The organism is Kitasatospora sp. NBC_01560, assembly GCF_045208415.1.
Lineage (GTDB): Bacteria > Actinomycetota > Actinomycetes > Streptomycetales > Streptomycetaceae > Kitasatospora.
This window is the reverse complement of the sequence record NZ_CP109364.1, coordinates 5,019,482-5,044,788: the sequence shown is the minus strand read 5'-3', so window position 1 is coordinate 5,044,788 and position 25,307 is coordinate 5,019,482. Positions and strand designations below refer to the sequence as shown.

The following is a 25,307-nucleotide window of genomic DNA, read 5'->3' as shown; positions in this document are numbered from 1 at the left end:
CAAGAGCCGTACAACCCCGGGTTACTGTGCCGACGTGAACCTTCATGTCGTCATAGGATTCGGGCCCGCCGGAGCGGCCACCGCCCGGCTGCTGGCCGCACAGGGCCACCAGGTCAGGGTCGTCACCACCTCGGGCCGCACCCCGGAACCGGGGATCGAACACATCGCGCTGGACGCGGCGGACAGCGCGCAGCTGATCGGGGCGACGCAGGGCGCGACCGCCATCCACAGCTGCGCCGCACCGCCCTACCACCGCTGGCCACAGGCCTGGCCGCCACTGGCCTCCTCGCTCTGTGCCGCGGCCGAGGCGAACGGGGCCGTCCTGGTCATGCTGGGCAACCTCTACGGCTACGGCCCGGTGGACGGCCCGCTGACCGAGCAGCTGCCGCTCGCCGCGACCGGCCCCAAGGGCCGGGTGCGCGCCGCCGTCTGGGAGCAGGCGAAGGCGCTGCACGACCAGGGCCGGATCAGGGCCGTCGAGGTCCGGGCCTCCGACTTCTTCGGGCCCGGCGTGACCGATGGGGGGCACCTCGCGGCCCGGGCGGTGCCCGCACTGCTGCGCGGCAAGCCGGTCTCCACCCTCGGCGATCCGGACACCCCGCACAGCTGGACGTACCTGCCCGACGTCGCCGCCGCCCTGGCCGAGGCCGCGGGCGAGGAACGGGCCTGGGGACGGGCCTGGCACGTCCCGACCGCGCCCCCGCTGTCCACCCGGGAGATGGTCGGCCTGCTGGCCGCCGAGGCCGGCACCGGCCCGGTCGCCGTCCGCAGGCTGCCGCCGGCCGTCCTCGGCGTCGCGGCGCTCTTCTCACCGCTGCTCCGCGAACTGAAGGAGGTCCGCTACCAGTTCGACCGGCCCTTCGTCGTCGACTCCACCGCCTGGGAGGGCGAGTTCAGCACCCGGGCCACCCCCGTCGCCGAGCAGGTCGGGGCGACGGTGGCCTGGTGGCGCGAGCGTCCGGCCGCCACCCGATGACGCCGGTGACGCCCGCGGCCGCCGGGATCGCCCGGGCGCCAGGGGCGGGCCCGGCCCCGCGCGACGACGACGTCGCGATCGTCGGCATGTCCTGCCGGTTCCCGGGCGCGCGCAACGTCAACCAGTACTGGCAGCTGCTCACCGACCCGAGCCCGCAGTTCACCAGCGTCCCGGACACCCGGTGGCGCTCCGCCGCCTTCCTCAGCGACAACTTCCGCGACGCGGCCTCCGCCTACACCGACACCATGGCCCTGCTGCCGGACGTGGGCCACTTCGACGCGACGCACTACGGCATCCCGCCCCGGCGGGCCCGGTCGATGGACCCGCAGCACCGGCTGCTGATCGACCTCGCCCGCGAGGCGATCCAGGACGCGGGCTGGGAGGCCGAGGGCTTCGACCGCGAGGAGACCTCCGTGATCACCTCGCTCACCGAGAGCGGCTACCGCGACATCAGCGCGATGCAGATCCGGATGCGCCAGCTGGCCGGCGGCGAGTTCGGGGCGCGGGCGGCCGACCCGGCCTGGCGGGAGAGCGTCCGCGCGGTCGACGGGCTGCACGGCTCGTCGGTGGCCGGCCTCCTGCTCAACATGGGCCCGAACACCATCAGTTCGGTCTTCGACCTGCACGGCGAGAGCTACGCGCTGGACTCCGCCTGCTCCGGCGGCCTGATGGCCGTGGCCAACGCGGTGTTCGCCCTGCGGGCGGGCCGGTCCCGGATCGCCCTGGCCGGTGGCGCCCAGCTGATGCTCACCCCCGACCTGCTGGTCGGACTCTGCCGGATCGGCGCCGTCTCGCGCAGCGGCCGGTGCCTGCCGTTCGGCGCGCAGGCCGACGGCTTCGTCCTCGGCGAGGGCGCCGGGGTCCTGGTGCTGCGCCCGCTGGCCGACGCGCTGGCGGCGGGCGACCGGGTCTACGCGGTGGTCCGCGGCATCGGCACGGCCAACGACGGCACCGTCCAGGGCGGTATGCACCCGCAGGCGGCCGGCCAGCTCCGCGCCCTGCGCCGGGCCTACCGGGACGCGGGCCTCGCCCCCGACTCGGTGGGCTACCTGGAGGCGCACGGCACCGGGACCTCCGTCGGCGACCCGGTCGAGATCGAGGTGCTGCGCGAACTGCGCGGGCCCGGCGCCGCGCCCGCCCACCTGGGCGCGGTGAAGGCCGTGCTCGGGCACTCGCTGAACGCCGCCGGGATCGCCGGGCTGATCAAGACCGTGCTGGCCGTCCACCGCGGGGTCGTCCCGCCGCAGCCCGGCTTCGACCTGGCCGACCGTTCCGGGCTGGACGCCGCCGGGCTGAGCGTCCCGACCGCTCCGACCGACTGGTCCGGGGCCGGGCAGCCGCGCCGGGCGGGCGTGAGCGCCTTCGGCTTCGGCGGCACCGGCGTGCACCTGGTGCTGGAGGAGTGCGCCACCACGGCCGCCGCCGCCACCGCGTCCGCGGGACGGGACGGGTCGGCCCAGGGCGGGGTGGTGTCGGACGGGGCGGCGTCGGACGGGGAGTCGCAGCTCCTGGTGCTCACCGCCCGCGACCGGGACGGGCTGGCCCGCCACGCCCGCGAACTCGCGCACGTCCTCACCACCGACCGGCCCTCCCTGGCCACCGTGGCGGACACGCTGGCCCGCCGCACCCCGCTCGCGGAGCGCCTCGCCCTGGTCGTGCGGGACACCGCCGACGCCGCCGTCCGGCTCGGCGCGGCCGCCGAGGCCGTGGCCGCGGGCCGGACCGGCGCGTTCGGGCCGGGACAACACGTCGGCACGGTGACCGGCGGCCCGCTGCCGGAGGTGGCCGTCCCGGCGCCGGGTGCGCTGACCCCCGAGGCCCGCGCCGCCGCACTGGCCGGGCTCGCGGAGCGCGCAGTGACCGGTACCGGGCTCCGTCCGGTGACGGCGCGGCGGCCCCCCGCCACCCTCCCGCCGAGCCCGCTCGCCCCGCGCCACCACTGGGTGGTGACGGAGTCGGAACGGGCCGTGGCGGACGAACCCATGGAGGACAGGCCCGTGGCGGACGAACCCATGGAGGACAGGCCCGTGGCGGACGAACCCGTGGAGGACAGGCCCGTGGCGGACGGGCCGGACCCGACGGGCGCCCCCGACCGGGCCGCCGTCGGCGCGACGCCTGCGGTGGCTCCGGCCCCGCCGGTGGCCCGTACCGGTACGGCCGTGTCCCTCGTACTCGAAGAGGTGTCCCGGACCGGCGTCTTCCCCCTCTCCGACCTGAACGAGCGGATGACCCTGGTGGCCGATCTCGGCTTCGACTCACTGATGCTGCACGAGCTGGAGACCAACCTCGGCAGACGGGTGGCCGGCTTCCGCGCGGAGGAGATCCACGAGCCCGGCCTCACCGTCGGCGGGCTGACCGACCTGCTCGCCCCGCACCTCCCCGGCGCGTCCGCGCCCCGCGCTCTCCCGGCCCACGACCCCGCGCCCGGCGGTCCTGTGCCCGGCGCGTTCGTGCCCGGCGCGTTCGTGCCCGGCGCGTTCGTGCCCGGTGCCCCCTCGCCCGGCGCGTTCATACCCGGCGCCCCGTCGCCCCCCGATCTGCTGCCCCGGCAGCGCGGCGCCGGCTGGTCCCGGGCGACCAGCTCCGTCGACGACTTCCCCGAGCTGCGGCAGTTCGAGGAGCGCCTCGGCGCGATCACCGCGAGCGGCGCGGAGTTCCCGTACTTCCGCGTCCACCAGGGCACCATCCGCGACACCACCGAGATCGGCGGCCGGCCGTACCTGTCCTTCGGCAGCTACAACTACCTGGGGCTCTCCGGCCATCCGGTGGTCAACCGGGCCGTGCACGAGGCGGTGGACCGGTACGGGACGTCGGTCTCGGCCAGCCGGGTGCTCTCCGGCGAACGGGACCTGACGGTGCGGCTGGAGCGGGCGCTCGCCGGCTTCCTCGGCGTGCCGGACTGCCTGACGCTGGTGAGCGGCCACGCCACCAACGTCACCGCGATCGGTCATCTCGTCGGCGCGGGGGACCTCGTGCTGCACGACGCACTCGCCCACGACAGCATCCTGCAGGGCTGCGCCCTGTCCGGGGCCGCGCGGCGCCCGTTCGCCCACAACGACGTCGGGCAGCTGGAGCACCTGCTCCGGCTCAACCGGTCGCGGTTCCGGCGGGTGCTGATCGCCGTCGAGGGCGCCTACAGCATGGACGGCGACCTCGTGGACCTGCCCGCCGTGATCGAGCTGAAGAAACGATACGGTGCCCTGCTGCTGGTCGACGAGGCGCACAGCATCGGTACCGTCGGCGAACTCGGCCGGGGCGTCGGCGAGTTCTTCGGCGCCGACCGGGCCGACGTCGACCTCTGGATGGGGACGCTCTCCAAGGCGTTCGCCAGCTGCGGTGGCTACCTCGGCGGCTCCGCCCGGATGGTGCGGTGGCTGCGGCACACGCTGCCGGGCTTCGTCTACAGCGTCGGCCTCACCCCGGCCAACGCGGCCGCGGCACTGGCCGCCACCGAGCTGATCGTCGCGGAGCCCCACCGGGTGCGCGCCCTGCGCCGGAACGCCGAGCTCTTCCTCGGCCTGGCCTCCTCGGCCGGGCTGGCGACGGGCTCCAGCAGCGGCACCCCGATCGTGCCGTGCATCCTCGGTGACTCGGCGCAGACCCTGCACGTCGCGGACCGGCTCTTCGCCCGGGGCGTGATCGCCGATCCGATCTTCCACCCCGCGGTGGAGGAGGGGCTCTCCCGGTTGCGCTTCTTCGTCACCGCCGAACACCGCGAGGAGGACATCCGACGGGCCGTGTCCGTCCTGGCCGAGGAGGTGACGGCCGTCCGCGTCTGAGCAACTCCGTTCGGATCAGGACGCGTTCAAATCAGGACGTGTTCAGATCAGGGTGCGTTCTATCCGGCTGAGTACCGCGTCCCGACCGGGCTCGGCGGCCGGAGCCGCGCCGTGCCGCTCCCCGGGTCCACCCACCCGCTGGGAGAGCAGGTAGGCGATGATCTCCGCTTCCTGTTCCTGGACGTCGTCGTACGTCGCACGGAGGAGCATGTCGCGCACGAGGTCGGGGTCGAGGTTGGGGAAGAGGAGGCCGGCCGTCGCCTCGTCCAGCCAACCCGCCCCGCGGTGGCAGCAGATGATGTGACCCAGCTCGTGCAAGATGATGTGCTCCTGATGCGTGCTGGTCGTGTTGGCGTCGTAGAAGATGAGGTCCTCGTCGTGGGCGGCGACCCACATCCCGCACGGGTGCGACGCGGGCATCTGCATCGGGACGAGCGTGATCGGGCGCCGGCGGACCTCGCCGAGGTAGTGGCAGAGCTCGGCGACGTCGGCCACCTCCGGCAGTCCGAGTTCGGCGAGCCGCTGGGCGCCGGCCTTCCGGAGCCGCTTGAGCTGGCCGCGGCGGTCCTGGTCCGCCGCGGACGCCTTCCGGCTGCCCCTCACTGCGACCCCGGGGCGTCCGAGGGATCGGTGACGGGAGGGAGGCCCTGCATCTGCCGGTACTGGTCCATGATGGCCGTGATGGCCTGGAGGTTCTCCTTCTTCATCCCGGCCGCCCGCATCGCGATGCCGCGGACCCCGGCCGACCGCAGCGCCTCGATGGCGGCGACCTGGCTCAGGACCGACTCGGCGACCTGGTCGTCGAAGAAGTAGGCGACGGAGACGCCGAAGAACTTCGCCAGCGCGGCCAGGAGGTCGGGCGAGGGGTTGGAGCGCTTGCCCGTCCGCAACTGCGAGAGGTAGACGCCGCCGACCTTGAGGTCGGGGCTGGCCCGCTTCAGCTCCTCCGCCACCTCGGCGTTGGTCCAGTGCCGGCCCTTGGGACGCACCGTTCTGAAGAGATCGTCGAGACGCACCGCCAGCATCGGCCGGTCGTCGGTCCCGGACATGGCGTTCTCCCCCCGTCACGTCCTACTTATTGCCCTCAGCTATCCGTCAGTTTCGCAGATTAGCTGCCAGTTGACAATCGAGCGAGACTCCGCCAACGTGGAGCTTGCAAATAGCTGCCAGCTAACTTTGCTTACGGGGGTAGTCGAGTTGGCTGCAGCCATGACGGCCCGGGCCGACCGTCGGGGGACGGGTCGGCCCGGGTGCGGCCCGGCGGGGGACGACCTCGCCGGGCCCGACAGGACCTGACACACCGGGATCCGGAACGCCGATGTCCGGCGCGAACGGGCCCCACCACAGAACGGGCCGACCCACGGGGGAAACGCGGGGAGGTCAGGGGGGAAAGGGCCGGCCCACGGGGGAAACGCGGGCGGGCCAACGGGGGAAACACCGGGGGGAAATGAGAAACCCGCCCGGTCTGACGGGGGTTCAGGCCGGGCGGGAGCTCACTCAGTTGGCGGTGCGGAGTCTACTGTAGGCCGACGCGACCTGGGTGAGCCAGGCCACCTCCGCGCTGAAGTTGACGGTGTCCCGGTCGTCGAAGTCGCCGGCGTCCTTGTTGTCGTCGGGGATGGTGCCCGCGGTCTTCGCCCGCAGGGCCTGCCGGATCTGCGCGGCCTCGGCGAACGCCTGCCGGGCCTCCTCGCTCGCCCCGCGGTGCTCCGGGCCGGCAGCGCCGCCGGTGCGGTCGATGTAGGGCCGCAAGTCCCGCCAGCCGTCTCGTATTTCGACGACCCGCCGGTGCAGGCGGTAGTCGAGGTCGGAGACGGAGGCCCCGGGCGGCTCCAGCGCGATGTCCGGGGAGGACTCGTAGAGGTCCCGCCAGAGCGGGTAGAGCGTCCGGTACGAGCGGTAACTGCGCGCCCAGTCCAGCAGCCTGGTGGCCGAGGCCCCCCAGGAGGAGATGGTCAGGCCGAGCGAGAGCGTCACGATGCCCAGCGCGCTGAACACGTTGGACGCCAGCTGCCAGACCCCGATGTCGATCCCGGCCGCCGAGGTGAGGATGTTGACCGTCCGCCCCAGGCAGTACAGGAACAGGATCACCGCGGCGAGCGACAGCGTCTGCAGCGCCTGCCGGACCGACTGGTTGTCGGTCAGCCCGGCGTAACGCCGGCACTGGCGGAAGATGGTGACGTTCGGCACCGCCTGGGAGACGATGAACACCAGGAGGTAGGTGAGCACCAGCGGCTGCCCGCTCCCGGTGTTGAAGTCCGTGGCCGGCCGGGTCGTCCCGTCGGCCACGAGGAAGAGCACCACCAGCAGCGCATCCAGGGCGACGCCGGTGATCACCCAGTAGCGGGTCCGACGGGCCGCCTCCTCGTCGGCGGTCACCCAGTGCAGCAGGATGATCTGCGCGCAGACGCAGAAGGCGACCGCCGACAGGTGCATCAGCAGGATCGCCAGGTTGCCGACGCCCAGGAGGCTCCCGCTCCCCATGGCGACGGCACCCATGGTGAAGGTGAGGCACTGGAACAGCAGAGTGATCACCAGGGTGCGGTAGGCGGTGTCCCGCCGGCTGCGCCTGAACTGGCTCAGCCGGTAGACGAGTGCGGCGTACGACGAGAGTGCCGCGATGACGAAACAGAGAGTTCTAGTGGTGTTCACGGCCTGATTCCCCGCCGGCGCCGCGACTGCGGCGGACGGTCTAGTCGGTGGTTTCGCCCAGCGGGACGTCGAGCCCGATGCCCTCGGCCGCCACCGCGATGGCGAAGTCGAAGAACGCGGACTCGTCCCGGACGCTGTCGTGGGTACGGCTGAAGACCTGGAACACCAGGAGCCCGACCAGGTTGCTCCAGAGCACGATGCCGCGCTCGATGAGGTCGGAGTACGGAGCCCCCGGCGCACCCCCGAAGAGCTGCACGGCCTCCGGCAGCAGCAGGGACGGGCCGGGCAACGGCCGCCGGGGCGGCGCGAGTTCGCCGGCCTCCAGCGCCGAGCGCACGATGCCGGCCATCACCGCGGGCGTCCGCGACGCGGCCGGCACGGTGACCTGCGGCGCGTGGTACCCGGGCACCGGCGAACCGTAGATCAGCGTGAACTCGGCGGAGTTGTCGAAGGACCACTGCCGCAGCGCACGGGTGACGGCCAGCAGTCGCGCGCCCGGCGACGCACCGGCTTCCCGGGCGACCAGATCGGCCCGCTCCATCGCGGCACCGGACTCGTTGTACGCGTCGAGGACCAGGGCGGTCAGCAGGTCGTCCCGGTGCGGGAAGACGGCTTCGACCTCACCGACGGCCAGCCCACCGTCTCTCGCGACGGCGTCGAGGGAAAGCCCCCCGGCCCCCAGTTTCACGAGCAGTTGGCGTGCGATGGCCTTGACGGTCCCCGCCGGCCTGTCCAGGTCGGCGGCGCTTGCTCCGGAAACATCCATGGGCCAAACCGTACCGGCCGGTCGCCGGGCCCTGAAGGGTCTCCGCCAAAGCCCCCCGCCCACCCCTTGTGATCCCGGCCACCCGACCACCCGGCCACCGCACAACAAGAAAGCCCCAGGCCGTTGACCTGGGGCTTTCCCTCTGAGCGGGCGACGAGAATCGAACTCGCGCTATAAGCTTGGGAATCCTTGGCTCGTCGAGCGTGAAAGCATCTCTGACCTGCAGTGATACCGGGATGTCCGGTCCCGCCAGGTGACCGCCCTGATCGCCGCTGCCCCTTGTACACCGCCCATTCCGGCACGGGACTGAACAACTCTCCCGGCCAGCCTCTGCCGACAGTTCTACAGGCGACGCGGCGCCGCGACTCGGCTTCTCACGTCGAGACCGTTGCTCGTAGAGCCGAAGGCTCGTCGACCATAGCCCAACGCGGTCTCTCGTGGGAACTCGACAGTGGCCAAGCATGGGTGCGAGCCACGGTGTCTGACCGTCCGCTCATATATCGCTCACGCGGAGACCCCGCGGAGCGGCAAGCGGATACGGAAGGACACACCCCCCGACTCCCCAGTCGCGTGGACCGAAAAGCCGTCGCCCCTAATCATGGGTCTCATGCCGCACATGTCAGAGACCGCATCCTTAACGATCATCAACCCATGCCCAACAGGCCCAGAATCCTCACTTGTCGAGCCGAGCTGTATTTCTACGATGCCAACATCAGCGATCCCTGGAATCGAATTCGAAAACTCAATCACAGCACGACCGCCGTCGACTCGGATACGGACCGAGATAGCCGGATCGCCTGACATTCCTCCAGCCCGAAAGACCGACATTAAGCTTGCGGTCAGATTGAAAAAAATCGCCTCCATGTCTGACACTGAACCGGCCACATACACAGGCTCACCCCAGAGATGTTTTTCAATAGAGACACCTCGCCGCTCCAGAAGAGCGCGTAGCGTACCCAGCGCATTGATGGTTACTTCATTAAGATCTGCGACTTCAACCTGAAGCTTATCGGATCGGGTGGCATTCGCGGCAAGTTCCGCAAATTCCGCCGATCCAACAAGGCCATCAGATTCATTACTATGGCCGGGCCACTCACGTGCAAACTCGGTCGCCAGCATCCCAACGGTGGCCAACGCGCGATACAACAGACGCTCACGCGGTACCGTCGGCAGGCTCAGATCATCATGCTCGATTTCGGGTTTCGACACCTGCGCCAGAAGATCCGCGAGCGGCAACATTCCTGCGGCTTCCTCGCCCCCTATAGGTTTCCCAGGGATTTCGCCATGCCCCCGATCGAGCTTCAGCTCTCGCTGCCGAACCGAGGGATACCTTCCAGTCTCTTCGCCGTCCCGGATCCTCTTCCGCTCCCTGGCTGCCCAGTCCGTTGCACTCCGAGCAAATTGGCGAAGCTCAATGAAGGCTGCGTTCTCTTGAAATCCCATTCGGTCAGTCTTGGGTACAAGCAGGCCATCCGAATCGTCTACCACCACCCGCCCGATACTGGTGTTTGTTGAAGGGCGCAACTCCGGGCTGCGCGCCCGAAGGAGATTCAGATCCAGCCAATCAAATCCTGGATCTCCATATGGATGCACACGAAGTCCGCGATGGAATAGATGGACCCCACCCACCACTCGAAGCCAGGGCCTCAAATCCGTGTACCGGCGACTCGAGTCGCGCAGGTCGAATGAGCGCTTATTTAGCAGGAACATCCACAGCTCAAAAGAAGCCGGCGGAGCCTGGTAGCGCAAAGGCGACTGAAGTCGCCCTCCCGCACTTTCGGGCGCCACATCAATATGCTCCCCCCGCGTAATTACCTGGCCCCTCCAGTCATAAAGAACAGCACTCGCAAATCCCTGCTCATCGATATGAGCTTCCAGCTTGTACTCAAATTCATCAAAGAAGCTCCGATTTACCGCGTCGGAGACTCGATCGAAATGCGGAGCAATGAGCGATACGGTAAAACCTGTGTCCTCATCATTGAAGAACCCTGTAAGCAGTCGCACGGCACGAGCAAGTCGCTCCATCTGCTCGTTATCGAAGCTCTGTCGCAGTCGATGCACAGTCACCGATGTGCCGGGTGGTCGTCGTGTTGGCTTACTGAGCACTGTGAGCTCTACTTCCTCGACCGACCGCACCGAGTCATAGTCGGACCAATCGATCACCAGCGTGTGCTCCACGCCAGGCTCACCGCGTGGACGCGATACGAGCTCAACGCGACGGCCCAGGCGCAACGCGGCCAACCGGCCGAGGCCCTTCTCGCCGATCCTGCGACGGTTGGAACCAGTCTCCGGAGAGCCGGGCTTGGTCGACTTCCCGATGAGGAGGAATCCCTCGCGAATATCCTCGGCCGTCATTCCGTCGCCATCATCCTCAACGACGAGAGTGCCGCCAGGCTGAGTAGCATTGTGGAGCCTAACAATGCATCGTTTCGCATCCGCATCGTAAGCGTTGCGGACCAGCTCGATCACTCCGAGATCTGGGTGCGGGATCAGCTCCTCACCCAGGCGGATCAGGATCTCCGGGGCAAAGCGCAGATGAGTGCTCAAGCGTCCTCCTCAAGGGTCAGATCCGCCCACGTCCATGGACTCTCTGGAGGCATCACAGCGTAACCGCGCCAACACAGCCGCGTATCCTGCCTCTGGATAACTCATCTGCAAGACAGCAGATTTGGCTGATTCTCGCCTACGATCAGGATCCCCTGACGTCTGCCGTAACCCAGCCTTCGGCGGGCCAAGGGCGAACAGACCAATGGCCAGGCTGACACGCCGGATGCGCGCCAGCCCTCACGAGCCAAAGAACCCGCCTGCGACGGCAATGCGGGCCGTGACTCATGCGGCTGGCGGGAATTCGACGCGGGCGAAGCGCGCGCGAGCACCCGATGCCTGCCCAAGGGACAGCCTTCCCACGGACCGTCATACTGCTCAACACTGTTGGCACGAGCTACGGAAGGGGCCGGTGAAGCAAGGCGGACGCCGCTCATCCCCGCGCAGGCGCAGGAGCCTGGTGAAGGCCGTCTTGGCCGGCGGTTCGCTGCTGCTCCGCGTGGCACTTTGGTCGCTGATCTAGCCATACCTGGTCGCTGCGGCCGGGCTCGGTGTCGTTGTTGTGCTCGCGTGGTGGCTGTGGCGTACTGACCGCCTGCTCCGCAGCGGTGATCGGGGTTGGCGAGAAGACGAGCTGGTCCGGGCCGGTCACCGGACGCTCGCCGACGCGGACAAGATGACCGGCACCGAGTTCGAGGAACTGGTCGCCGACCTGTGCCGCCGCGATGGGTGCTCCAAAGTCCGGCGAGCAGGCGGGGCCGGCGAGAACAGGGCCGACGTGCTCGGGTAACTGCAGGACGGCCGAGCGTTCGCTATCGACAGATAGTACGCCAATGGGTCACCCCATACGTTCGCGGCCTCGAGATCGAATAGGTTTCAACCAGCGATGGCTTTGGCATCACCTCGATCTGCATCCCACAGCAAATGGACTCCGATGAGCTATTCTCACTTTGAAGTCGGCAATCATCCAATGCCGTTCGTGTACCGATTCAAGACGCCAATGGAACCCATTGGTTGACGGCAGTGGAACTCCAACGACTAATCTCACTGGGCTGGAACGCCTTTACCTGAAGCCATACGCTTCTCCTCGCTGCTGACGGACATATCTCGTGGTCAGCAGCTAGGAGGTGCTGTGATTACTTCACACCTTGACGTTCTGGCGCTCGACCTAGGACGCCCCGGGAGCTCCATACGGTCCCAGGAATCGCTCCCCATTGAAGTGGATCAAGTGGTCCTGGTTATCGGCACACCAGACATCAGTTTCCCAGGCGATAGACCCCAGGTACTTTCGAAGCTCGGTCTTTGTAGGGAAGGCCGAGATGAAGACTGGACCCACTCCCTTTGATTCAGCGCCGGCAAATAGAGCCTTCAGCTCCGCGTGACGTTTTGAATCGACCGGCCCATGGCTGGATGCCGCCTCGATAAGGACCAGCCATTTTCTGTCCGGGAGGTAAACCACAAGGTCGGGCATCTTTCCGTGCGCATCGACGGTCACGCCGAGTTCGGCGAGAATTTCCTTCTCAAAGTAGCTCCACTTGTCGTCAGCGTCGCCGACGTAGAGCACCTGCCCGCCCGGCGTATAGCGCGAACAGAACTCATCGATTATTTGTTTGATGAGGATATTCTGCCCGCCAGGACTGAGAAGGATAGGATCACCATTCGGCAGTGTCACGGGGATTCGCGAAAGCTCGCGCGCACTGGCGTAAATAGATTTCAGCCCTGGGAGCTTCTCCAGATACTCCTTCAGCCGCTCAGGAAATCCGCCCTGCTCGTAGGAGGAGATCAACTCGAGCGCAGCCGGTTCGATCTGGTAACAGTTCTTCGGGGAGTTCACTGCCCTCTCAGGATCGTCGGGATTGGCCACCACCAGGCCGGCCTCAATGAACTGGTGGAGAGTAAATCGCCGAATCGTTTCGCGACTATTGGCCTTGTAATCCTTGTCGTACTCGTCGCGTAGCCACTGCATCAAGGAAACGGTACGGACCATCGGATTTTGCGCTTCCCCCCACACCTGGCCCGGCGACAGATCGAGCAGCGCCAGCAGCACAAGTGCAGAGCGTTCATTGCAGCGCTCTGAGTCAAAATTCAGCGCACGCAAAATGTTGCGCGCTTCCTCGATTCGTGCGGCAATTGGAGAGCCACCCCCACCCATGGACAACTGCTGACTCACTGTGCTCCGATCGCTGGATTCCGGACGTGCTTCTCGACGATCTTGTCGATCATTTCCTGTTCTGGCAAGGGCGCGTTGCCCCACTCCTGGCCGAGAGCCAGGAGCTGTTCGCGATTCGGATACCGCAGGTTACGCAGATCGGTCACGTTGATCTGCGTGTGCCCATTGAATCGCCGAACAAGCTGATCCAGGAGAGTGGAGTTCAGCCATAGGCAAAGGCCGTGGGCAAGTTCCGCAGTCAGACCTTCGCCGCTCTCATGAAATACATTGACATGATTCTCAAAGCCGATTCGAGTGTCAGGGCTGCACGCGGGATCGTAGACGGAGGCGACGACCCTTCGCTTCTCTTCCTTCGATGAGAGCCTTTTCACCACTACGTAGTACCCGGGGGGGAACGTCATTTTCTGCGTGGAATCATCGAGCATCATGGCGTTACACTTTTTGGCGCCCTGAACCGGCCATGTGATGCGCCCCTCCCGCATATGCAGCGGGTAGATCAACGGAACGGCGCCATTCTCCGGGTCCTGACGGAGGGCTTCCTTGCTCCTGAAGTCGACAACGCGACCGGTCGAGACCTGCAAAGAATTTTCGGGCAGGCTGGCCGGAAGGGCCGCGAGCGCACTCGCCAGCTCGGTGTCAGAATCCTCCGCACTGATATGAATGAAGAATTCTGCGTCTCCGGGATGGACAATCTCCTCGTACGCCACTACACGCTCTCTCAGCGGGTCAGTGTAGCCGGCGCTCGTGGAGACCGTGACGGGCGGACGGGCTTCACTAATCTTCCTGGCAGCGGTGAAGATGACGTTCTCTTGCAGTACATCAGTGTCTGCGAACACAGTTCGGCGCGACTCAAATACATGAATCCTGTCGAGATGCATATTCCCGAGGAAAAATTTACGGAAATTGCGGAAATAGGCCCCATTTGCAAAGCTTCTCGGGGTGATGGCCGCAAGATGGCCGCCGGGCACCAAGAGTGTCACTCCGAGCGCAAGGAACGCCGAGTAAAGGTTCGACGTCTCGGTCGCTGCCGCATCTACTGATTGGCGCTCACGAGAGCTACGCGCCAGCTTTCGATACGGTGGGTTCATGATGACTACGTCGAACTTCTCCATAGGGGCCCCAAGGAGTGTGTTCTCAGTAGTCGCCCACTCAATGAAGTCACCGCCGACAAGCTCGAATTCGACGCGAACACCCGCGTCATCACCTGCCTTGACGCAGTCCTCAAGCGTCGTGCGTAGGGCTCCGTGCATCCCAGGATCCACTTCACATGCGACAAGGGACAGTGCCAGGTCTGGGCGCTCTTGGATACATCGCGCCACGACTGATGCGGTAAGCGACCCCGCGCCGGCCCCCGGGTCCAGCATTCGGATAGTGCCGCCAGCAGGAAGCCGAACCAAGGAGGCGATGAAGTCAGCAACGGGTGCAGGTGTGAAGAACTGGCCCAACTTACTGCGCTGTTTGCTGTCCAACGCCGCGGAGGCCGACTGCCGACGCTCCTCGGTTCGCTGAACGAGGGGGTGCACGCCGTCTGCTACCTGTGTTGCCATGCATGCAGCCTACGCACTGGGGGTGGGTACCATCCAGAAAACCGTCACTCGTACGAGCGGAATTCGGGTTGCGCACCTCACAGCAGGCGGGGCTACCCGTGCGGTTCAGGCCCCTCAGTGCGTCGATGATGGCGGTGCCCAAAGTCACCCGCCGACTACTCCCAGAAGGCGCGTAGGGCCGCGCTCGAGAGGGCTTGTTCCCACCTCAAGCGCGGCCCCTGCCACCGAGTCCGTCAGCTGCGGCGGAGCGCCTCGGTCAGGCGGTTGGCGGATTCGATGATGGCCTGGGCGTGCATGCGGCCCGGGTGGCGGGTCAGCCGCTCGATCGGGCCGGAGACGGAGACGGCGGCCACCACGCGGTTGGAGGGGCCGCGCACGGGCGCGGAGACGGACGCCACGCCCGGCTCCCGCTCGCCGATCGACTGGGCCCAGCCGCGGCGCCGCACGCCGCTCAGGGCGGTCGCGGTGAAGCGGGCGCCCTGGAGGCCCCGGTGGAGCCGCTCGGGCTCCTCCCAGGCCAGCAGGACCTGGGCGGCGGAGCCGGCCTTCATCGGCAGGGTGCTGCCGACCGGGACGGTGTCCCGCAGGCCGGAGAGCCGCTCGGCGGCGGCTACGCAGATCCGCATCTCGCCCTGCCGGCGGTAGAGCTGCGCGCTCTCGCCGGTGACGTCGCGCAGGTGGGTCAGGACCGGGCCCGCGGTGGCGAGCAGCCGGTCCTCGCCCGCCGCGGCGGAGAGTTCGGAGAGACGGGGGCCGAGGATGAACCGGCCCTGCATGTCCCTGGTGACCAGTCGGTGGTGTTCGAGTGCGACGGCGAGTCGGTGGGCCGTGGGCCGCGCCAGACCGGTGGCGGCGACCAGCCCCGCCAACGTGGCGGGGCCCGACTCCAGTGCGCTCAGCACCAGAGCGGCCTTGTCGAGAACGCCGACGCCGCTAGAGTTGTCCATACCATGATATTGCAGTCTCATTTAGCGAGACGCAAGTCCAATCGTCCGAGACTTGCCACCCTGGACCCTCTCGTCGCGGGCCTGCACGCAACTCAGAATCTCATATATTGGACAGTCGGCTGAGCAGAGACTCGGAGATTGCGGCCGAATCTGACGGTGGGCCAGCAGTTCAACCGGCCATGGCACGTGCCAGCAAAAAAATATCCCCCGCTGCGATCTCTGAAGCGAGATGCAACGGGGGATAAGAAGAGAAAATCGGCGGCGTCCTACTCTCCCACAGGGTCCCCCCTGCAGTACCATCGGCGCTGAAAGGCTTAGCTTCCGGGTTCGGAATGTAGCCGGGCGTTTCCCTCTCGCTGTGACCACCGAAATGCTTTGGCTGGCGAATACATGCCTTCGCCTTGCCTGAACCAGATCTTACATGAGCCCTGTAGCCATGAGAAACGCCCCTGTTCACCTGGCAAGTCACTTCCCGCGCGCAGTGAGCTGCGGCTGGATCGGCCCGGCCGATGTCAGAGCCAAGCCGTGCCGTGTTTCAGGTCCGTGGTCTCCAAACGGGATCCTGTGTCGAGAGCGGCGTGGACTCGTCTGGCCAGGTGAGGGATGAGGAGCGTGTCGATCTGGTCGACGGCGTGGGAGGCGTACTCGCCGATCTCCACTCCGTCCGGGTTGATCTGAGCGCGCTCGCCAGGGAACAGGAACCCCCCGTCGAAGACGAAGAGAAGCTTGTCCTCCTCGACCGGGTGGGGTGCCCAGTCCACGACGAGGAGGTGACCGATGAAGGGGGGACCACACACCGGCCCCAGCCCCGTCGACCGCGGCAAGCCCGGCGCCAAGGTTCACGTCCTGTCCAGCCGCGGCGGGCTACCCCTCGTCATCGGCATCCTCGCGGGCAACGTCCACGACCAGCACGGACTGATCCCGGTCCGACCGCAAGACTGGCGATCTGGTCGCCGTCAAGGTGCTCCGGAACGTAGCCAACATCGATGCCGAGGCAGTAGTCCGATTCAAGCGCGAGCTGAGAATCCTCACCGAGCTCTCGGACCTGAACGTGATCCCGATCCTCGCGCACGGCGACGGCACCGAGGAGGACGGAATCTGGTACGCGATGCCGCTCGCGAAGGCCAGCCTGCTGGACGTGGCGAAGGAGTTCAAGGCAACCTGCCGGCGATCACCGACGTGACGCGCCAGATCTGCTCTGGGCTGACCTATCTCCACAACCAGGGGATCTTCCATCGCGACCTCAAGCCGGCCAACATCCTTCGGACGACTGGTGGCGGATGGGCACTCAGTGACTTCGGTCTCGCCCGTGAGAGCGAACGGCAGAGCGAGGCCCTCACCTCGACCCTCCGGCAGGGCCTCGGCACGCTGGTCTACGCGGCACCAGAGCAGTTGATGAGGCCCCGAGACGTCGATGTCCGCTCGGACGTCCTCTCACTGGGCCGAATCCTCCAGCATCTGGTCGCCGGGGAACTTCCGCTCTCGGACGACCTGATCGAGAACGGTCCACTCCGCCCGGTGATATTGCGTGCGACCGTCAAGCACGACCGGCGTTACGCGACCCCAGGCGAACTCATGGACGCCATCGAGCGCGCCCTCGAAGCGGGCAAGGTCACCTGGGAGGCTCCCGAGGACATTGCCAAGCTCCTCGTCGCCAGGATGAAGTCCCCATCGTCGGCACCATCGCCGTCGAGGAGTTCCTGAGCTGGGCCCAGCTCATCGACAAGAGCGACGACATGGCCCAGAAGAAGGTCCAGCGCGTGCTGACCAGCATGTCGACTGCGGCCATCCAGTTCGCATGGCAGACGGACAGCCCGGGGTTCGTCCTCATCTACGAGAACTTCTGCGCCTACGTGAACGCCACCCGGTTCGGGTTCGACTACTGCGACGTGCTCGCCGACTTCTCCAAGCGCGTCGTCCAGGGAACCACCGACAGCGAGATCTTGCGACTGACCATCGGCATGCTTCCCAAGCTGGGTCAATCCCACAACCGCTGGCACGTCCAGGACGTCCTTGCCGAGATCCTGCAGCCCATCCGGGAAGCGGAGACCGCCGTGGTCGCCCTCGAAGCGCTTCAGGACGCCGACCCGGGTGACGCGAGCTGGGCCATCCACGATTTCATCCAGCGCTCGCTGCATCCACTGCTAAAGGAGGGCGTCAAGGCTATCAATAGCACGGGACGGAGGGCGCTCCTCGCCTCCTGATCAACCCCTCACCAGGCCCAGGCGGCGCCGATTTCCACCTAGGAATGTCGGGGCCGCCCACGCCTCCAAGGAGTACGGGCGACGACCGGGAATTCGCCACATCTAACGCTGCATCAGGCAGCGTCTGGCACGACGACCCAATATTGGTCCAGACAACAAGAAAGCCCCAGGCCGTTGACCTGGGGCTTTCCCTCTGAGCGGGCGACGAGAATCGAACTCGCGCTATAAGCTTGGGAAGCTCATGTTCTACCATTAAACTACGCCCGCCTGACGAGCCGTCAGAGACTGCTCGATCCGTTGTCACTCTACCCCATCCCCGACGCCGGTTGCACAGGTGTTGCCCGGCCGTGGCGGAGCCCGGCGGGGCGGGGTGGGAGGCGTACTGTGTGGGCCGCGCGAGAGTGCTCCGGCGGGTGGGGTCCGGGGCGGCGAGCCTCGCTGTGGATTGTCCGGAACATCCCCTAATGTGACGCTGTCCTGGAGGGCTCGGCCGTCCGGGGCGCGACGAGTACGGGTGAGTACCGGGGTAAGGATGGGAAGGGGACCGATGGAGCAGCGCGCCGTCGTTCGTTGTGCCGAGGGGCACCTGTTCAGCACCACCACGTTCCCGATGCAGAACCTCGGACCGGGCCGGCTGGGGCCCGGGCGGCTGATCCGCTGTCCGCAGTGCGGACGGCTGCGCAGCTCGGTGCTGGCCGACCTCCGGGAGCTGTCCGGGCCGCAACTGGCCCGGGCGATGCGGCTGGAGGCCGCGGAGTTCCTGGCCTGACGGCCGGCGCGAGGACGGCACGGGCCCCGGGCGATTCGTCCGGGGCCGCGTCGTGCACGTAACCTCGAAGCGTGCTGCTCTCTGACAAGGACATCCGGACCGAGATCGACCTGGGCCGGGTCTCGATCGCCCCGTTCGACCCGGCGATGATCCAGCCGTCCAGTATCGACGTGCGACTGGACCGCTTCTTCCGGGTCTTCGAGAACCACCGCTACCCGCACATCGACCCCTCCGAGGAGCAGCCGGACCTCACCCGGCTGGTCGAGCCGGAGGGCGACGAGGCGTTCATCCTGCACCCGGGCGAGTTCGTGCTGGCCTCGACGTACGAGGTCATCACGCTGCCGGACGACGTCGCCTCCCGGCTGGAGGGCAAGTCCAGCCTGGGCCGGCTCGGCCTGCTGACGCACTCCACGGCCGGCTTCATCGACCCCGGCTTCAGCGGGCACGTCACGCTGGAGCTGTCGAACGTCGCGACGCTGCCGATCAAGCTCTACCCGGGGATGAAGATCGGGCAGCTCTGCCTGTTCCGGCTCTCCTCGCCGTCGGAGCACCCGTACGGCTCCGCGCGGTACGGCTCGCGCTACCAGGGCCAGCGCGGCCCGACGCCGTCCCGCTCGTACCTGAACTTCCACCGCACGGACATCTGACCGCAGCAGGGCGCACGCACGACGGGCGGCCACCCCCTCACCGGACGTGAGGGGGTGGCCGCCCGCGGCGTTCCCGGGGGGCGCGGACCTCAGACCCGCTCGGGGCGGGTCACCGCGACCAGCTCGCTGCCGTCCTCGGAGAGCCGCAGCTCGGTGCTCAGCCCGGCCAGCTCGCCGAGGTGGTGCAGGTGGGTGCCGCCGCAGAAGATCTGGGCCGCGCCCTCGGGCAGCTCGCAGTGCCACTGGCGGCGGGCGGTCAGCTCGGGGCCGGGGACGTCGATGCGGACGGCGGCGTCGGCCGCGACCCATGCGGCCAGCTGCTTGTTGACGGCCTCGGTGACGGCGGGGAGGGCGTCGGCGAGCGCCGGGAGCTCCTCGGTGGCGTCGATCGTGAAGCCTTTCTTCTTCAGCGACTTGCCGAGCCGGTAGGTGTCGGTGCTGGCCTCGGTGTCCATCACCGAGCTCGCCATGGCGAGGCTGTCGAAGTCCGGGTTGCCGAACGCGTCGGCGCGGCCCGGGTCCTTGCGCCAGCGCGGGGCGAGGGCGGCGTTCAGGGCGAGGGCGAGCAGGTGGCAGCCGCTGTGCGAGGCGCTGAGGGCGGCCCGGCGGCCGGCGTCGACGGCGAGCACCGCGGGCTTGCCGACGAGGTCGCCCGGGTCGCCGTCGACCACGTGCAGGACGAGCCAGGACCACTCCTCGTCGCCGCGGCGGACCGGGATGTCGGCGCCGACCAGCGGGGCGCCGCCGTCCGGGCCGACGGCGCCGGTCAGGCAGTCGACGACGGCCAGCTCGGTGCCGTCGACGGTGAGGGTGCCGAGGTCGGCGGGCTGGTCGGGCCAGGTGTGGTCGAGCGGGTGGAACGGGGTCGCCGCGGTGACGACGGCGTGCCGGCCGCCGTCCAGCGGGTGCACCGCGAGCACCGGGGACTCGCCGGTCACCGCCCCGGCCGGGAAGCTGACGTGGGTGGTGGGGAGGGTCATTCCTGGCTCCGTGCGCGTGAGGGTGGTGGAAGCGGAACGGGCCCCGCGGGCGGGGCCCGTCGTCCATTCTCCCCCGGCTCAGCCCAGCGTCGGCAGCTTGATCAGCACCAGCAGCGCCAGCAGCTGTAGTGCGGCCGCCCCGGCGGCCTTGCCCCAGGGCAGGTCGTGCAGGCGGCGGACCATCGTGGTCAGCAGCACCGCGCAGAGCACCCAGGTCGCCCAGCCGACCGCCTGGACCACCACGTTGTCGGACGGCAGCACCAGGGCCAGCAGCAGCCGGGGCGCGTCCGTCGTCCAGCCGATCAGCACGGCCAGGCCGACGGTCGACCGCCACGGGCCGTCCCCGCCGAACTGGCGGGCCAGTCCGTACGTCACCCCGCCCAGCATGGCGCCGGCCAGCGTGAAGCAGACCGCGGCGGCGAGGATGGCGGTGAGGGCGACGCCGAAGGTCGAGTTGAAGACGTCGTCGCGGGTCATACCGAAGCCGAGCACGGCCAGCACGCCGTAGAGCAGCGAGACGGTGAGGGCGGGCAGCCAGACCTGGTGGTCCCGGGTGCGGTCGAAGGTGGCGGCCGGGCTGCGGAAGAGCCCGGTCAGCAGCTCGCGCCAGGTCGGCCGCGGCCCGGAGACGTGCGGGGCGGACTGGCCGCCGGCCCGGTACACGGCGACGTTGTCCTGCCCGTACGGCTGCTCCTGGCCGTAGCCCTGGCCCTGGTTGTGGCCCTGGCCCTGGTCGTAGCCCTGCTCGTACGCCCCGCCGGGGTACGGCTGCCCGTACTCCGCCGGGCCGCCCTGGCCCTGGTACGGGTACGGCTCCCCCGCGTACGGGTCGGCGCCGGTCGGGAAGGCCCGGGTGTGGCCGGGCTGGTCGGCGGCGTACGGGTCGTGCCCGTGCGCGGGCCCGGGCCCGGGCCCGTACCCGCCGTCGGCGCCGGGACCGCCGCCGGGACCGCCGGGTGCGGGCCGGTGCGGGGCGGTGAAGTACTCCGGTCCGTCCGTCGGCCCGTTCGTCGGTCCGTACCCCCCGGGTGCCCCCGCGGAGGGCGGCGGAGCCGACCACCCGCCCCGGGGGTCGGCACCCTGACCGCTGTCGTATCGATTACCAGCCACGTTCCGAAGGTACCCGTCCGGCTGACTCCGCGTAGGCCGGGAACGGAGCCGGGGCCGGTTTGCAGCGAGCCTGTGACGCCCGGCCGTACCGACGACGCGCCGTGCACGGCCTCACGCGCCGCACACGGGCCCGTACGCCGGGCGCTTGCCCACCCACCGGGCGCGGGCCCGTACGCCGGGCGCTTGCCCACCCACCGGGCGCGGGCCCGTACGCCGGGGGCGCGGGATCAGCGCTGCGCGGACACCTTCGGCCCGTGCACCGCCGCGGCCGCCGTGGCGCCGGCCGGGCAGCCGCCCGGGCCGGCCGAGGTGCGGACGGCGCCGACCGGCAGCAGCGTGCCGCAGGCGATCCGGATGCCGTTCGGCAGCTCGTTGTCCGCCTCGACGATGGCGCCGTCGCCGATCACCGCGCCGTCCAGCGCGGTGCGGTCGCCGACGGTGGCGTAGGCGCCCACGATCGAGTCCTTGACCAGGGTGTCCGGGCCGATCACCGCGCCGGACAGGATCACGCTGCCCTCGACGATCGCGCCGGCCTCGACCACCGCGCCCTCGGCGACGACACTGCCGCCGCTCAGCACCGCGCCCGGGTGGACGGTGGCGCCGGGCAGGAGCAGGGCGTCACCGGTCGGGCCGGGGACGGCCGGGGAGTCGACCTTGCCGAGCACCAGGTCGGCCGAGCCGCGGACGAAGGCGGCCGGGGTGCCGAGGTCCAGCCAGTACGAGGTGTCCACCACGCCGCGCAGCAGCGCGCCGGTGGCCAGCAGCTCGGGGAAGGTCTCGCGCTCGACGGAGACCTCCCGGCCGGCCGGGATGCGGTCGATCACGGACCGGGTGAAGACGTAGCAGCCGGCGTTGATCTGGTCGGTGACGATCTGCTCGGGCGTCTCCGGCTTCTCCAGGAACTCCAGCACCCGCCCGTGCTCGTCGGTCGGGACGAGCCCGAAGGCGCGCGGGTCCTCGACCCGGGTGAGGTGCAGGGTGACGTCGGCCCCGGCGGCCACGTGGCCGTCGCGCAGGGCGGCGATGTCGACGCCGGACAGGATGTCGCCGTTGAAGACCAGAACGGGCTCGTCGGGGCCGCAGGTGAGCCCGGACGCGGCGTTGCGGATGGCCCCGCCGGTACCGAGCGGCTCGCGCTCGGTCAGGTAGACCAGCTCGATCCCGTACGGCGTGCCGTCCTGGAAGTGGTCCTCGAACACCTCGGCCAGGTAGGAGGTGGCGAGCACCACACGGGTGACCCCGGCCGCGGCTGCACGGGCCAGCTGGTGGGCGATGAACGGGACGCCTGCCACGGGCAGCATGGGCTTGGGGGTGTGGGTGGTCAGCGGACGCAGTCGCGTGCCCTTACCACCGACCAGCATGATCGCCTCGGTCATGGTTTGCGCTGTTCCCCTTGTGGTCTCTGCGGCCCGGCCCGGCGGGCCGATACCTCCGTCAGTGGTCTGGACTCCCGTCCGGTGGGCCGGAACGGGCCGACCGGCACAGGGCCGGTCCGGCGCCTACTGTATTTCCTTCCAACCGGGACGCCGCCCGGCGGTCCGGTGGTTGGCGCCCCTGCCCGTCCGCTCCACGCGGCTCCGGACGCCCGGCGGCCGGGTGGAATCCCGGTGGAAGCCAGGCGAAAGCCCGGCAACTTCCCGGCCGAAGAACGGCCCCGGAGCGGCCGGGGACGGGCGAAAAACCCGGCCCGGCGGGGGCTCGTGGCACCCACCGGGCCGGGCAGTTGTAGCAGAACTGTCGAACAAACCGTGCCTCAGGACGGCCTCACGGCGCCGTTCAGGCGTCGACGGGCTGCGGCTCGGTCGCGGCGGGCGGGGCCGCCTTGACGGATTCGAGGAGCAGCTGGGCCACGTCGACGACCTTGAGGTGTTCCTTGGCCGCGCCCTCGTTCTTCTTGCCGTTGACGGAGTCGGAGAGCATCACGAGGCAGAACGGGCAGGCGGTGGAGACGATGTCGGGGTTGAGGGAGAGTGCCTCGTCGACGCGCTCGGTGTTGATGCGCTTGCCGATGCGCTCCTCCATCCACATGCGGGCGCCGCCGGCGCCGCAGCAGAAGCCGCGTTCCTTGTGGCGGTGCATCTCCTGCTGGCGCAGGCCGGGGACCTTGTCCATGATCTCGCGCGGCGGGCTGTAGACCTTGTTGTGGCGGCCCAGGTAGCAGGGGTCGTGGTAGGTGATCAGGCCTTCGACCGGGTTGACGGGGACGAGCTTGCCCTCGTCGATCAGGTGCTGGAGCAGCTGGGTGTGGTGGATGACCTCGAAGTGGCCGCCCAGCTGGGGGTACTCGTTGGCGATGGTGTTGAAGCAGTGCGGGCAGGTGGCGACGATCCGCTTCTTCGGCGCGTCCTCCAGGGCCGCGTTGAGGGTCTCGACGTTCTGCGCGCCGAGCATCTGGAAGAGGAACTCGTTGCCGAGGCGGCGGGCGGAGTCGCCGGTGCAGGACTCCTCCTTGCCGAGGATGGCGAACTGCACGCCGGCGGTGTGCAGGAGTTCGGCGAAGGCCTTGGTGGTCTTCTTCGCGCGGTCCTCCAGGGCGCCGGCGCAGCCGACCCAGTAGAGGTACTCGACCTCGGCGGGGTCGATGTCCTCGCCGATCACCGGCACCTCGATGCCGGTCTCCTTCTTGAGCTCCTTGACCCAGTCGAGGCGGGCCTTGGTGGCCATGCCCCACGGGTTGCCCTTGTTCTCGAGGTTCTTGAGCATCGTGCCGGCCTCGGTGGGGAACGAGGACTCGATCATCACCTGGTAGCGGCGCATGTCGACGATGTGGTCGATGTGCTCGATGTCGACGGGGCACTGCTCGACGCAGGCGCCGCAGGTGGTGCAGGACCACAGCACGTCCGGGTCGATGACGCCGTTCTCCTCGGCGGTGCCGATGAGCGGGCGCTCGGCCTCGGCCAGCGCGGCGGCGGGCACGTCGGCGAGCTGCTCGGCGGTGGCCCGCTCCTCGCCCTCCATGTCCTTGCCGCCGCCGGCCAGCAGGTAGGGCGCCTTGCCGAAGGCGTGCTCGCGCAGGCTCATGATCAGCAGCTTCGGCGAGAGCGGCTTGCCGGTGTTCCAGGCGGGGCACTGCGACTGGCAGCGGCCGCACTCGGTGCAGGTGGAGAAGTCGAGGATGCCCTTCCAGGAGAAGTGCTCGACCTGGGAGACGCCGAACACCGCGTCGTCGGCCGGGTCCTCGAAGTCGATCGGCACACCGCCGCTGGTCATCGGCCGCAGGGCGCCCAGCGCGGTGTCGCCGTCCTCCTCGCGCTTGAAGTAGATGTTGAAGAACGCGAGGAACCGGTGCCAGGCCACGCCCATCGACGGGTTGATGCCGATGGTGATCGCCCAGGCGAAGGAGATGCAGATCTTCAGCATCGCGAAGAGGTAGATCAGGTTCTCCAGCGTGCCGTGCGAGAGACCCTTGAAGGCCAGCACGAGCGGGTAGGAGATCAGGTACGTCGCCTCGTAGGATCCGACGTTCTCCAGCGCGCCCTCCAGGCCGCGCAGGATCATGATGCAGAGACCGATGCCGAGGATCGTGTACTCGACGTAGAAGGCCTGCCAGGCGATCGAGCCGGCGAACCGGGACTTCCGGCCGGACCGGGACGGCAGGCTGAGCAGCCGGATCACGATCAGGGCCGCGATGCCCAGCGTGGTCATGGTGCCGACCAGCTCGGTGAAGAGCTCGTACGGCAGCCAGCCGCCGAGCACCGGCAGCACGAACTCGGCGTCGAACAGCTGGAAGAAGGCGGTCAGCAGGGTGAGGCCCAGCGTGAAGAAGCCGACCGCGACGAACCAGTGCGCGACGCCGACGACGCCCCACCGGTTCATCCGGGTGTGGCCGACGAACTCGACCGCCACGGTCTTCGCCCGCTGCGCGGGCGCTCCGAACCTGGTGGGGTCGGCCTGGCCGGTCCGCACCACCTTGAAGATGTACAGCGCCGCACGGGCGGCGAGCGCGGTGCCGATCACGAACGTGACCAGCGAGATGACGATCGCTGCTAGTTGCATCGGCTCTCCGTCTCCTGCGGCTTTCCTGGGTGAGCAGTTTCCCCCGGGTTTCTCCCGGGCGAGTGTACTCGTCGGTAACTTCCTGGGCCGACGGGCCGGACATTACCGTTTGTCAACTCTTCTCCTGAAGACGCCCAACGTATGGCGGCAGTCACGTAAGTCCACCCTCGGCACTCGGGACGGGGCCGCCCGGCCCTCCGATCCCCGCCCCGGGGACCCT

20 protein-coding genes, 1 tRNA gene, 1 rRNA gene and 2 pseudogenes are annotated in these 25,307 nt (G+C 68.6%); 9 read left to right on the top strand and 15 right to left on the bottom strand.

From position 1 onward, the window contains the following. The first annotated feature begins 34 nt into the window (after window positions 1–34). Both OH807_RS22035 and OH807_RS22030 read left to right on the top strand, forming a co-directional pair. Window positions 35–976, top strand: coding sequence for an NAD-dependent epimerase/dehydratase family protein (locus tag OH807_RS22035; protein ID WP_406201544.1), 942 nt, complete (start codon window positions 35–37; stop codon window positions 974–976). Between the two features lie 86 nt (window positions 977–1,062). Next, window positions 1,063–4,755 (top strand): aminotransferase class I/II-fold pyridoxal phosphate-dependent enzyme, encoded by a 3,693-nt coding sequence (locus tag OH807_RS22030; protein WP_406211113.1) that lies wholly within the window; start codon window positions 1,063–1,065, stop codon window positions 4,753–4,755. A gap of 42 nt (window positions 4,756–4,797) precedes the next feature. Here the strand turns inward: OH807_RS22030 and OH807_RS22025 are convergent, their stop codons facing one another. From OH807_RS22025 to OH807_RS22005, 5 genes are all read right to left on the bottom strand, one after another. Further along, the gene (locus OH807_RS22025; RefSeq protein WP_406201541.1) at window positions 4,798–5,358 is read right to left on the bottom strand and encodes a toxin; all 561 of its coding nucleotides are present in this window, start codon (window positions 5,356–5,358) and stop codon (window positions 4,798–4,800) included. Next, on the bottom strand, window positions 5,355–5,804 hold the full coding sequence (locus OH807_RS22020; RefSeq protein ID WP_406201539.1) for a helix-turn-helix domain-containing protein: 450 nt from the start codon (window positions 5,802–5,804) through the stop codon (window positions 5,355–5,357). Before OH807_RS22020 ends, OH807_RS22025 begins: the two co-directional genes overlap by 4 nt. A 448-nt stretch (window positions 5,805–6,252) precedes the next feature. Then, entirely contained in the window at window positions 6,253–7,407 is a 1,155-nt protein-coding gene (locus tag OH807_RS22015) for an MAB_1171c family putative transporter (RefSeq protein WP_406201536.1), read from the bottom strand. A 40-nt stretch (window positions 7,408–7,447) separates the two neighbouring features. Beyond that, window positions 7,448–8,173, bottom strand: a complete 726-nt coding sequence (locus OH807_RS22010) for a TetR-like C-terminal domain-containing protein (protein ID WP_406201533.1) — start codon at window positions 8,171–8,173, stop codon at window positions 7,448–7,450. 504 nt (window positions 8,174–8,677) lie between these two features. Further along, a complete protein-coding gene (locus tag OH807_RS22005; RefSeq protein ID WP_406201530.1) occupies window positions 8,678–10,720 on the bottom strand; it encodes an ATP-binding protein in 2,043 nt (680 codons plus the stop codon). Between the two features lie 673 nt (window positions 10,721–11,393). Between OH807_RS22005 and OH807_RS22000 the strand changes: the two genes are divergently transcribed. Next, window positions 11,394–11,507 (top strand): restriction endonuclease, encoded by a 114-nt coding sequence (locus OH807_RS22000; RefSeq protein WP_406211111.1) that lies wholly within the window; start codon window positions 11,394–11,396, stop codon window positions 11,505–11,507. Window positions 11,508–11,885: 378 nt separating this feature from the next. Here OH807_RS22000 and OH807_RS21995 read toward each other — a convergent pair whose 3' ends face one another. The 5 genes from OH807_RS21995 to OH807_RS21975 form a co-directional block, all read right to left on the bottom strand. After that, window positions 11,886–12,887, bottom strand: a complete 1,002-nt coding sequence (locus OH807_RS21995; RefSeq protein ID WP_406201527.1) for a BsuBI/PstI family type II restriction endonuclease — start codon at window positions 12,885–12,887, stop codon at window positions 11,886–11,888. After that, complete coding sequence (locus tag OH807_RS21990) at window positions 12,884–14,434, bottom strand: Eco57I restriction-modification methylase domain-containing protein (RefSeq protein ID WP_406201525.1); 1,551 nt, start codon at window positions 14,432–14,434, stop codon at window positions 12,884–12,886. Before OH807_RS21990 ends, OH807_RS21995 begins: the two co-directional genes overlap by 4 nt. A gap of 233 nt (window positions 14,435–14,667) precedes the next feature. After that, window positions 14,668–15,381: an IclR family transcriptional regulator gene (locus OH807_RS21985; RefSeq protein ID WP_406201522.1), complete on the bottom strand. Its 714-nt coding sequence runs from the start codon at window positions 15,379–15,381 to the stop codon at window positions 14,668–14,670. Window positions 15,382–15,634: 253 nt separating this feature from the next. Beyond that, window positions 15,635–15,751: ribosomal RNA gene (gene rrf, locus OH807_RS21980) — 5S ribosomal RNA — on the bottom strand. A 142-nt stretch (window positions 15,752–15,893) separates the two neighbouring features. Next, window positions 15,894–16,142 (bottom strand): hypothetical protein, encoded by a 249-nt coding sequence (locus tag OH807_RS21975; RefSeq protein WP_406201519.1) that lies wholly within the window; start codon window positions 16,140–16,142, stop codon window positions 15,894–15,896. A 19-nt stretch (window positions 16,143–16,161) separates the two neighbouring features. Here OH807_RS21975 and OH807_RS21970 point away from each other — a divergent pair. From OH807_RS21970 to OH807_RS21955, 4 genes and pseudogenes are all read left to right on the top strand, one after another. Then, window positions 16,162–16,308 (top strand): annotated as a pseudogene (locus OH807_RS21970) (IS5/IS1182 family transposase); the annotation flags it as partial. 34 nt (window positions 16,309–16,342) lie between these two features. After that, window positions 16,343–16,564 carry a hypothetical protein gene (locus tag OH807_RS21965; protein WP_406211467.1) on the top strand — a complete coding sequence of 74 codons (222 nt, stop codon included), beginning with the start codon at window positions 16,343–16,345 and terminating at the stop codon, window positions 16,562–16,564. After that, entirely contained in the window at window positions 16,561–17,085 is a 525-nt protein-coding gene (locus tag OH807_RS21960; RefSeq protein WP_406211109.1) for a protein kinase domain-containing protein, read from the top strand. Before OH807_RS21965 ends, OH807_RS21960 begins: the two co-directional genes overlap by 4 nt. A gap of 32 nt (window positions 17,086–17,117) precedes the next feature. After that, a complete protein-coding gene (locus tag OH807_RS21955; RefSeq protein WP_406201517.1) occupies window positions 17,118–17,585 on the top strand; it encodes a hypothetical protein in 468 nt (155 codons plus the stop codon). 196 nt (window positions 17,586–17,781) lie between these two features. Here OH807_RS21955 and OH807_RS21950 read toward each other — a convergent pair. Continuing rightward, a tRNA-Gly gene (locus tag OH807_RS21950) sits at window positions 17,782–17,852 on the bottom strand. Window positions 17,853–18,117: 265 nt separating this feature from the next. On the opposite strand from OH807_RS21950, the gene OH807_RS21945 reads away from it, so the two are divergent. Both OH807_RS21945 and dcd read left to right on the top strand, forming a co-directional pair. After that, window positions 18,118–18,354 carry a hypothetical protein gene (locus OH807_RS21945; protein WP_406201515.1) on the top strand — a complete coding sequence of 79 codons (237 nt, stop codon included), beginning with the start codon at window positions 18,118–18,120 and terminating at the stop codon, window positions 18,352–18,354. Between the two features lie 71 nt (window positions 18,355–18,425). After that, entirely contained in the window at window positions 18,426–19,001 is a 576-nt protein-coding gene (gene dcd / locus OH807_RS21940) for a dCTP deaminase (RefSeq protein ID WP_406201513.1), read from the top strand. Window positions 19,002–19,090: 89 nt separating this feature from the next. On the opposite strand, the gene OH807_RS21935 is transcribed toward dcd, so the two are convergent. The 4 genes and pseudogenes from OH807_RS21935 to OH807_RS21920 form a co-directional block, all read right to left on the bottom strand. Further along, on the bottom strand, window positions 19,091–19,981 hold the full coding sequence (locus tag OH807_RS21935; RefSeq protein WP_406201511.1) for a metal-dependent hydrolase: 891 nt from the start codon (window positions 19,979–19,981) through the stop codon (window positions 19,091–19,093). Window positions 19,982–20,059: 78 nt separating this feature from the next. Continuing rightward, window positions 20,060–21,091, bottom strand: coding sequence for a Yip1 family protein (locus OH807_RS21930; protein WP_406201509.1), 1,032 nt, complete (start codon window positions 21,089–21,091; stop codon window positions 20,060–20,062). Between the two features lie 302 nt (window positions 21,092–21,393). Then, window positions 21,394–22,467: pseudogene (locus OH807_RS21925) on the bottom strand (sugar phosphate nucleotidyltransferase); the annotation flags it as partial. Between the two features lie 400 nt (window positions 22,468–22,867). Continuing rightward, window positions 22,868–25,087: a (Fe-S)-binding protein gene (locus OH807_RS21920; RefSeq protein WP_406201506.1), complete on the bottom strand. Its 2,220-nt coding sequence runs from the start codon at window positions 25,085–25,087 to the stop codon at window positions 22,868–22,870. Window positions 25,088–25,307 lie beyond the last annotated feature (220 nt).

What these genes read in the sequence shown, in the direction of transcription:
- OH807_RS21990 (WP_406201525.1), bottom strand. Translation starts at nt 14,434, where the DNA reads ATGGCAACACAGGTAGCAGACGGCGTGCACCCCCTCGTTCAGCGAACC.
- OH807_RS22030 (WP_406211113.1), top strand. Translation starts at nt 1,063, where the DNA reads ATGTCCTGCCGGTTCCCGGGCGCGCGCAACGTCAACCAGTACTGGCAG.
- OH807_RS22010 (WP_406201533.1), bottom strand. Translation starts at nt 8,173, where the DNA reads ATGGATGTTTCCGGAGCAAGCGCCGCCGACCTGGACAGGCCGGCGGGG.
- OH807_RS21945 (WP_406201515.1), top strand. Translation starts at nt 18,118, where the DNA reads ATGGGAAGGGGACCGATGGAGCAGCGCGCCGTCGTTCGTTGTGCCGAG.
- OH807_RS22020 (WP_406201539.1), bottom strand. Translation starts at nt 5,804, where the DNA reads ATGTCCGGGACCGACGACCGGCCGATGCTGGCGGTGCGTCTCGACGAT.
- OH807_RS21955 (WP_406201517.1), top strand. Translation starts at nt 17,118, where the DNA reads ATGGCCCAGAAGAAGGTCCAGCGCGTGCTGACCAGCATGTCGACTGCG.
- OH807_RS22000 (WP_406211111.1), top strand. Translation starts at nt 11,394, where the DNA reads ATGACCGGCACCGAGTTCGAGGAACTGGTCGCCGACCTGTGCCGCCGC.
- OH807_RS21920 (WP_406201506.1), bottom strand. Translation starts at nt 25,087, where the DNA reads ATGCAACTAGCAGCGATCGTCATCTCGCTGGTCACGTTCGTGATCGGC.
- OH807_RS21935 (WP_406201511.1), bottom strand. Translation starts at nt 19,981, where the DNA reads ATGACCCTCCCCACCACCCACGTCAGCTTCCCGGCCGGGGCGGTGACC.
- OH807_RS21985 (WP_406201522.1), bottom strand. Translation starts at nt 15,381, where the DNA reads ATGGACAACTCTAGCGGCGTCGGCGTTCTCGACAAGGCCGCTCTGGTG.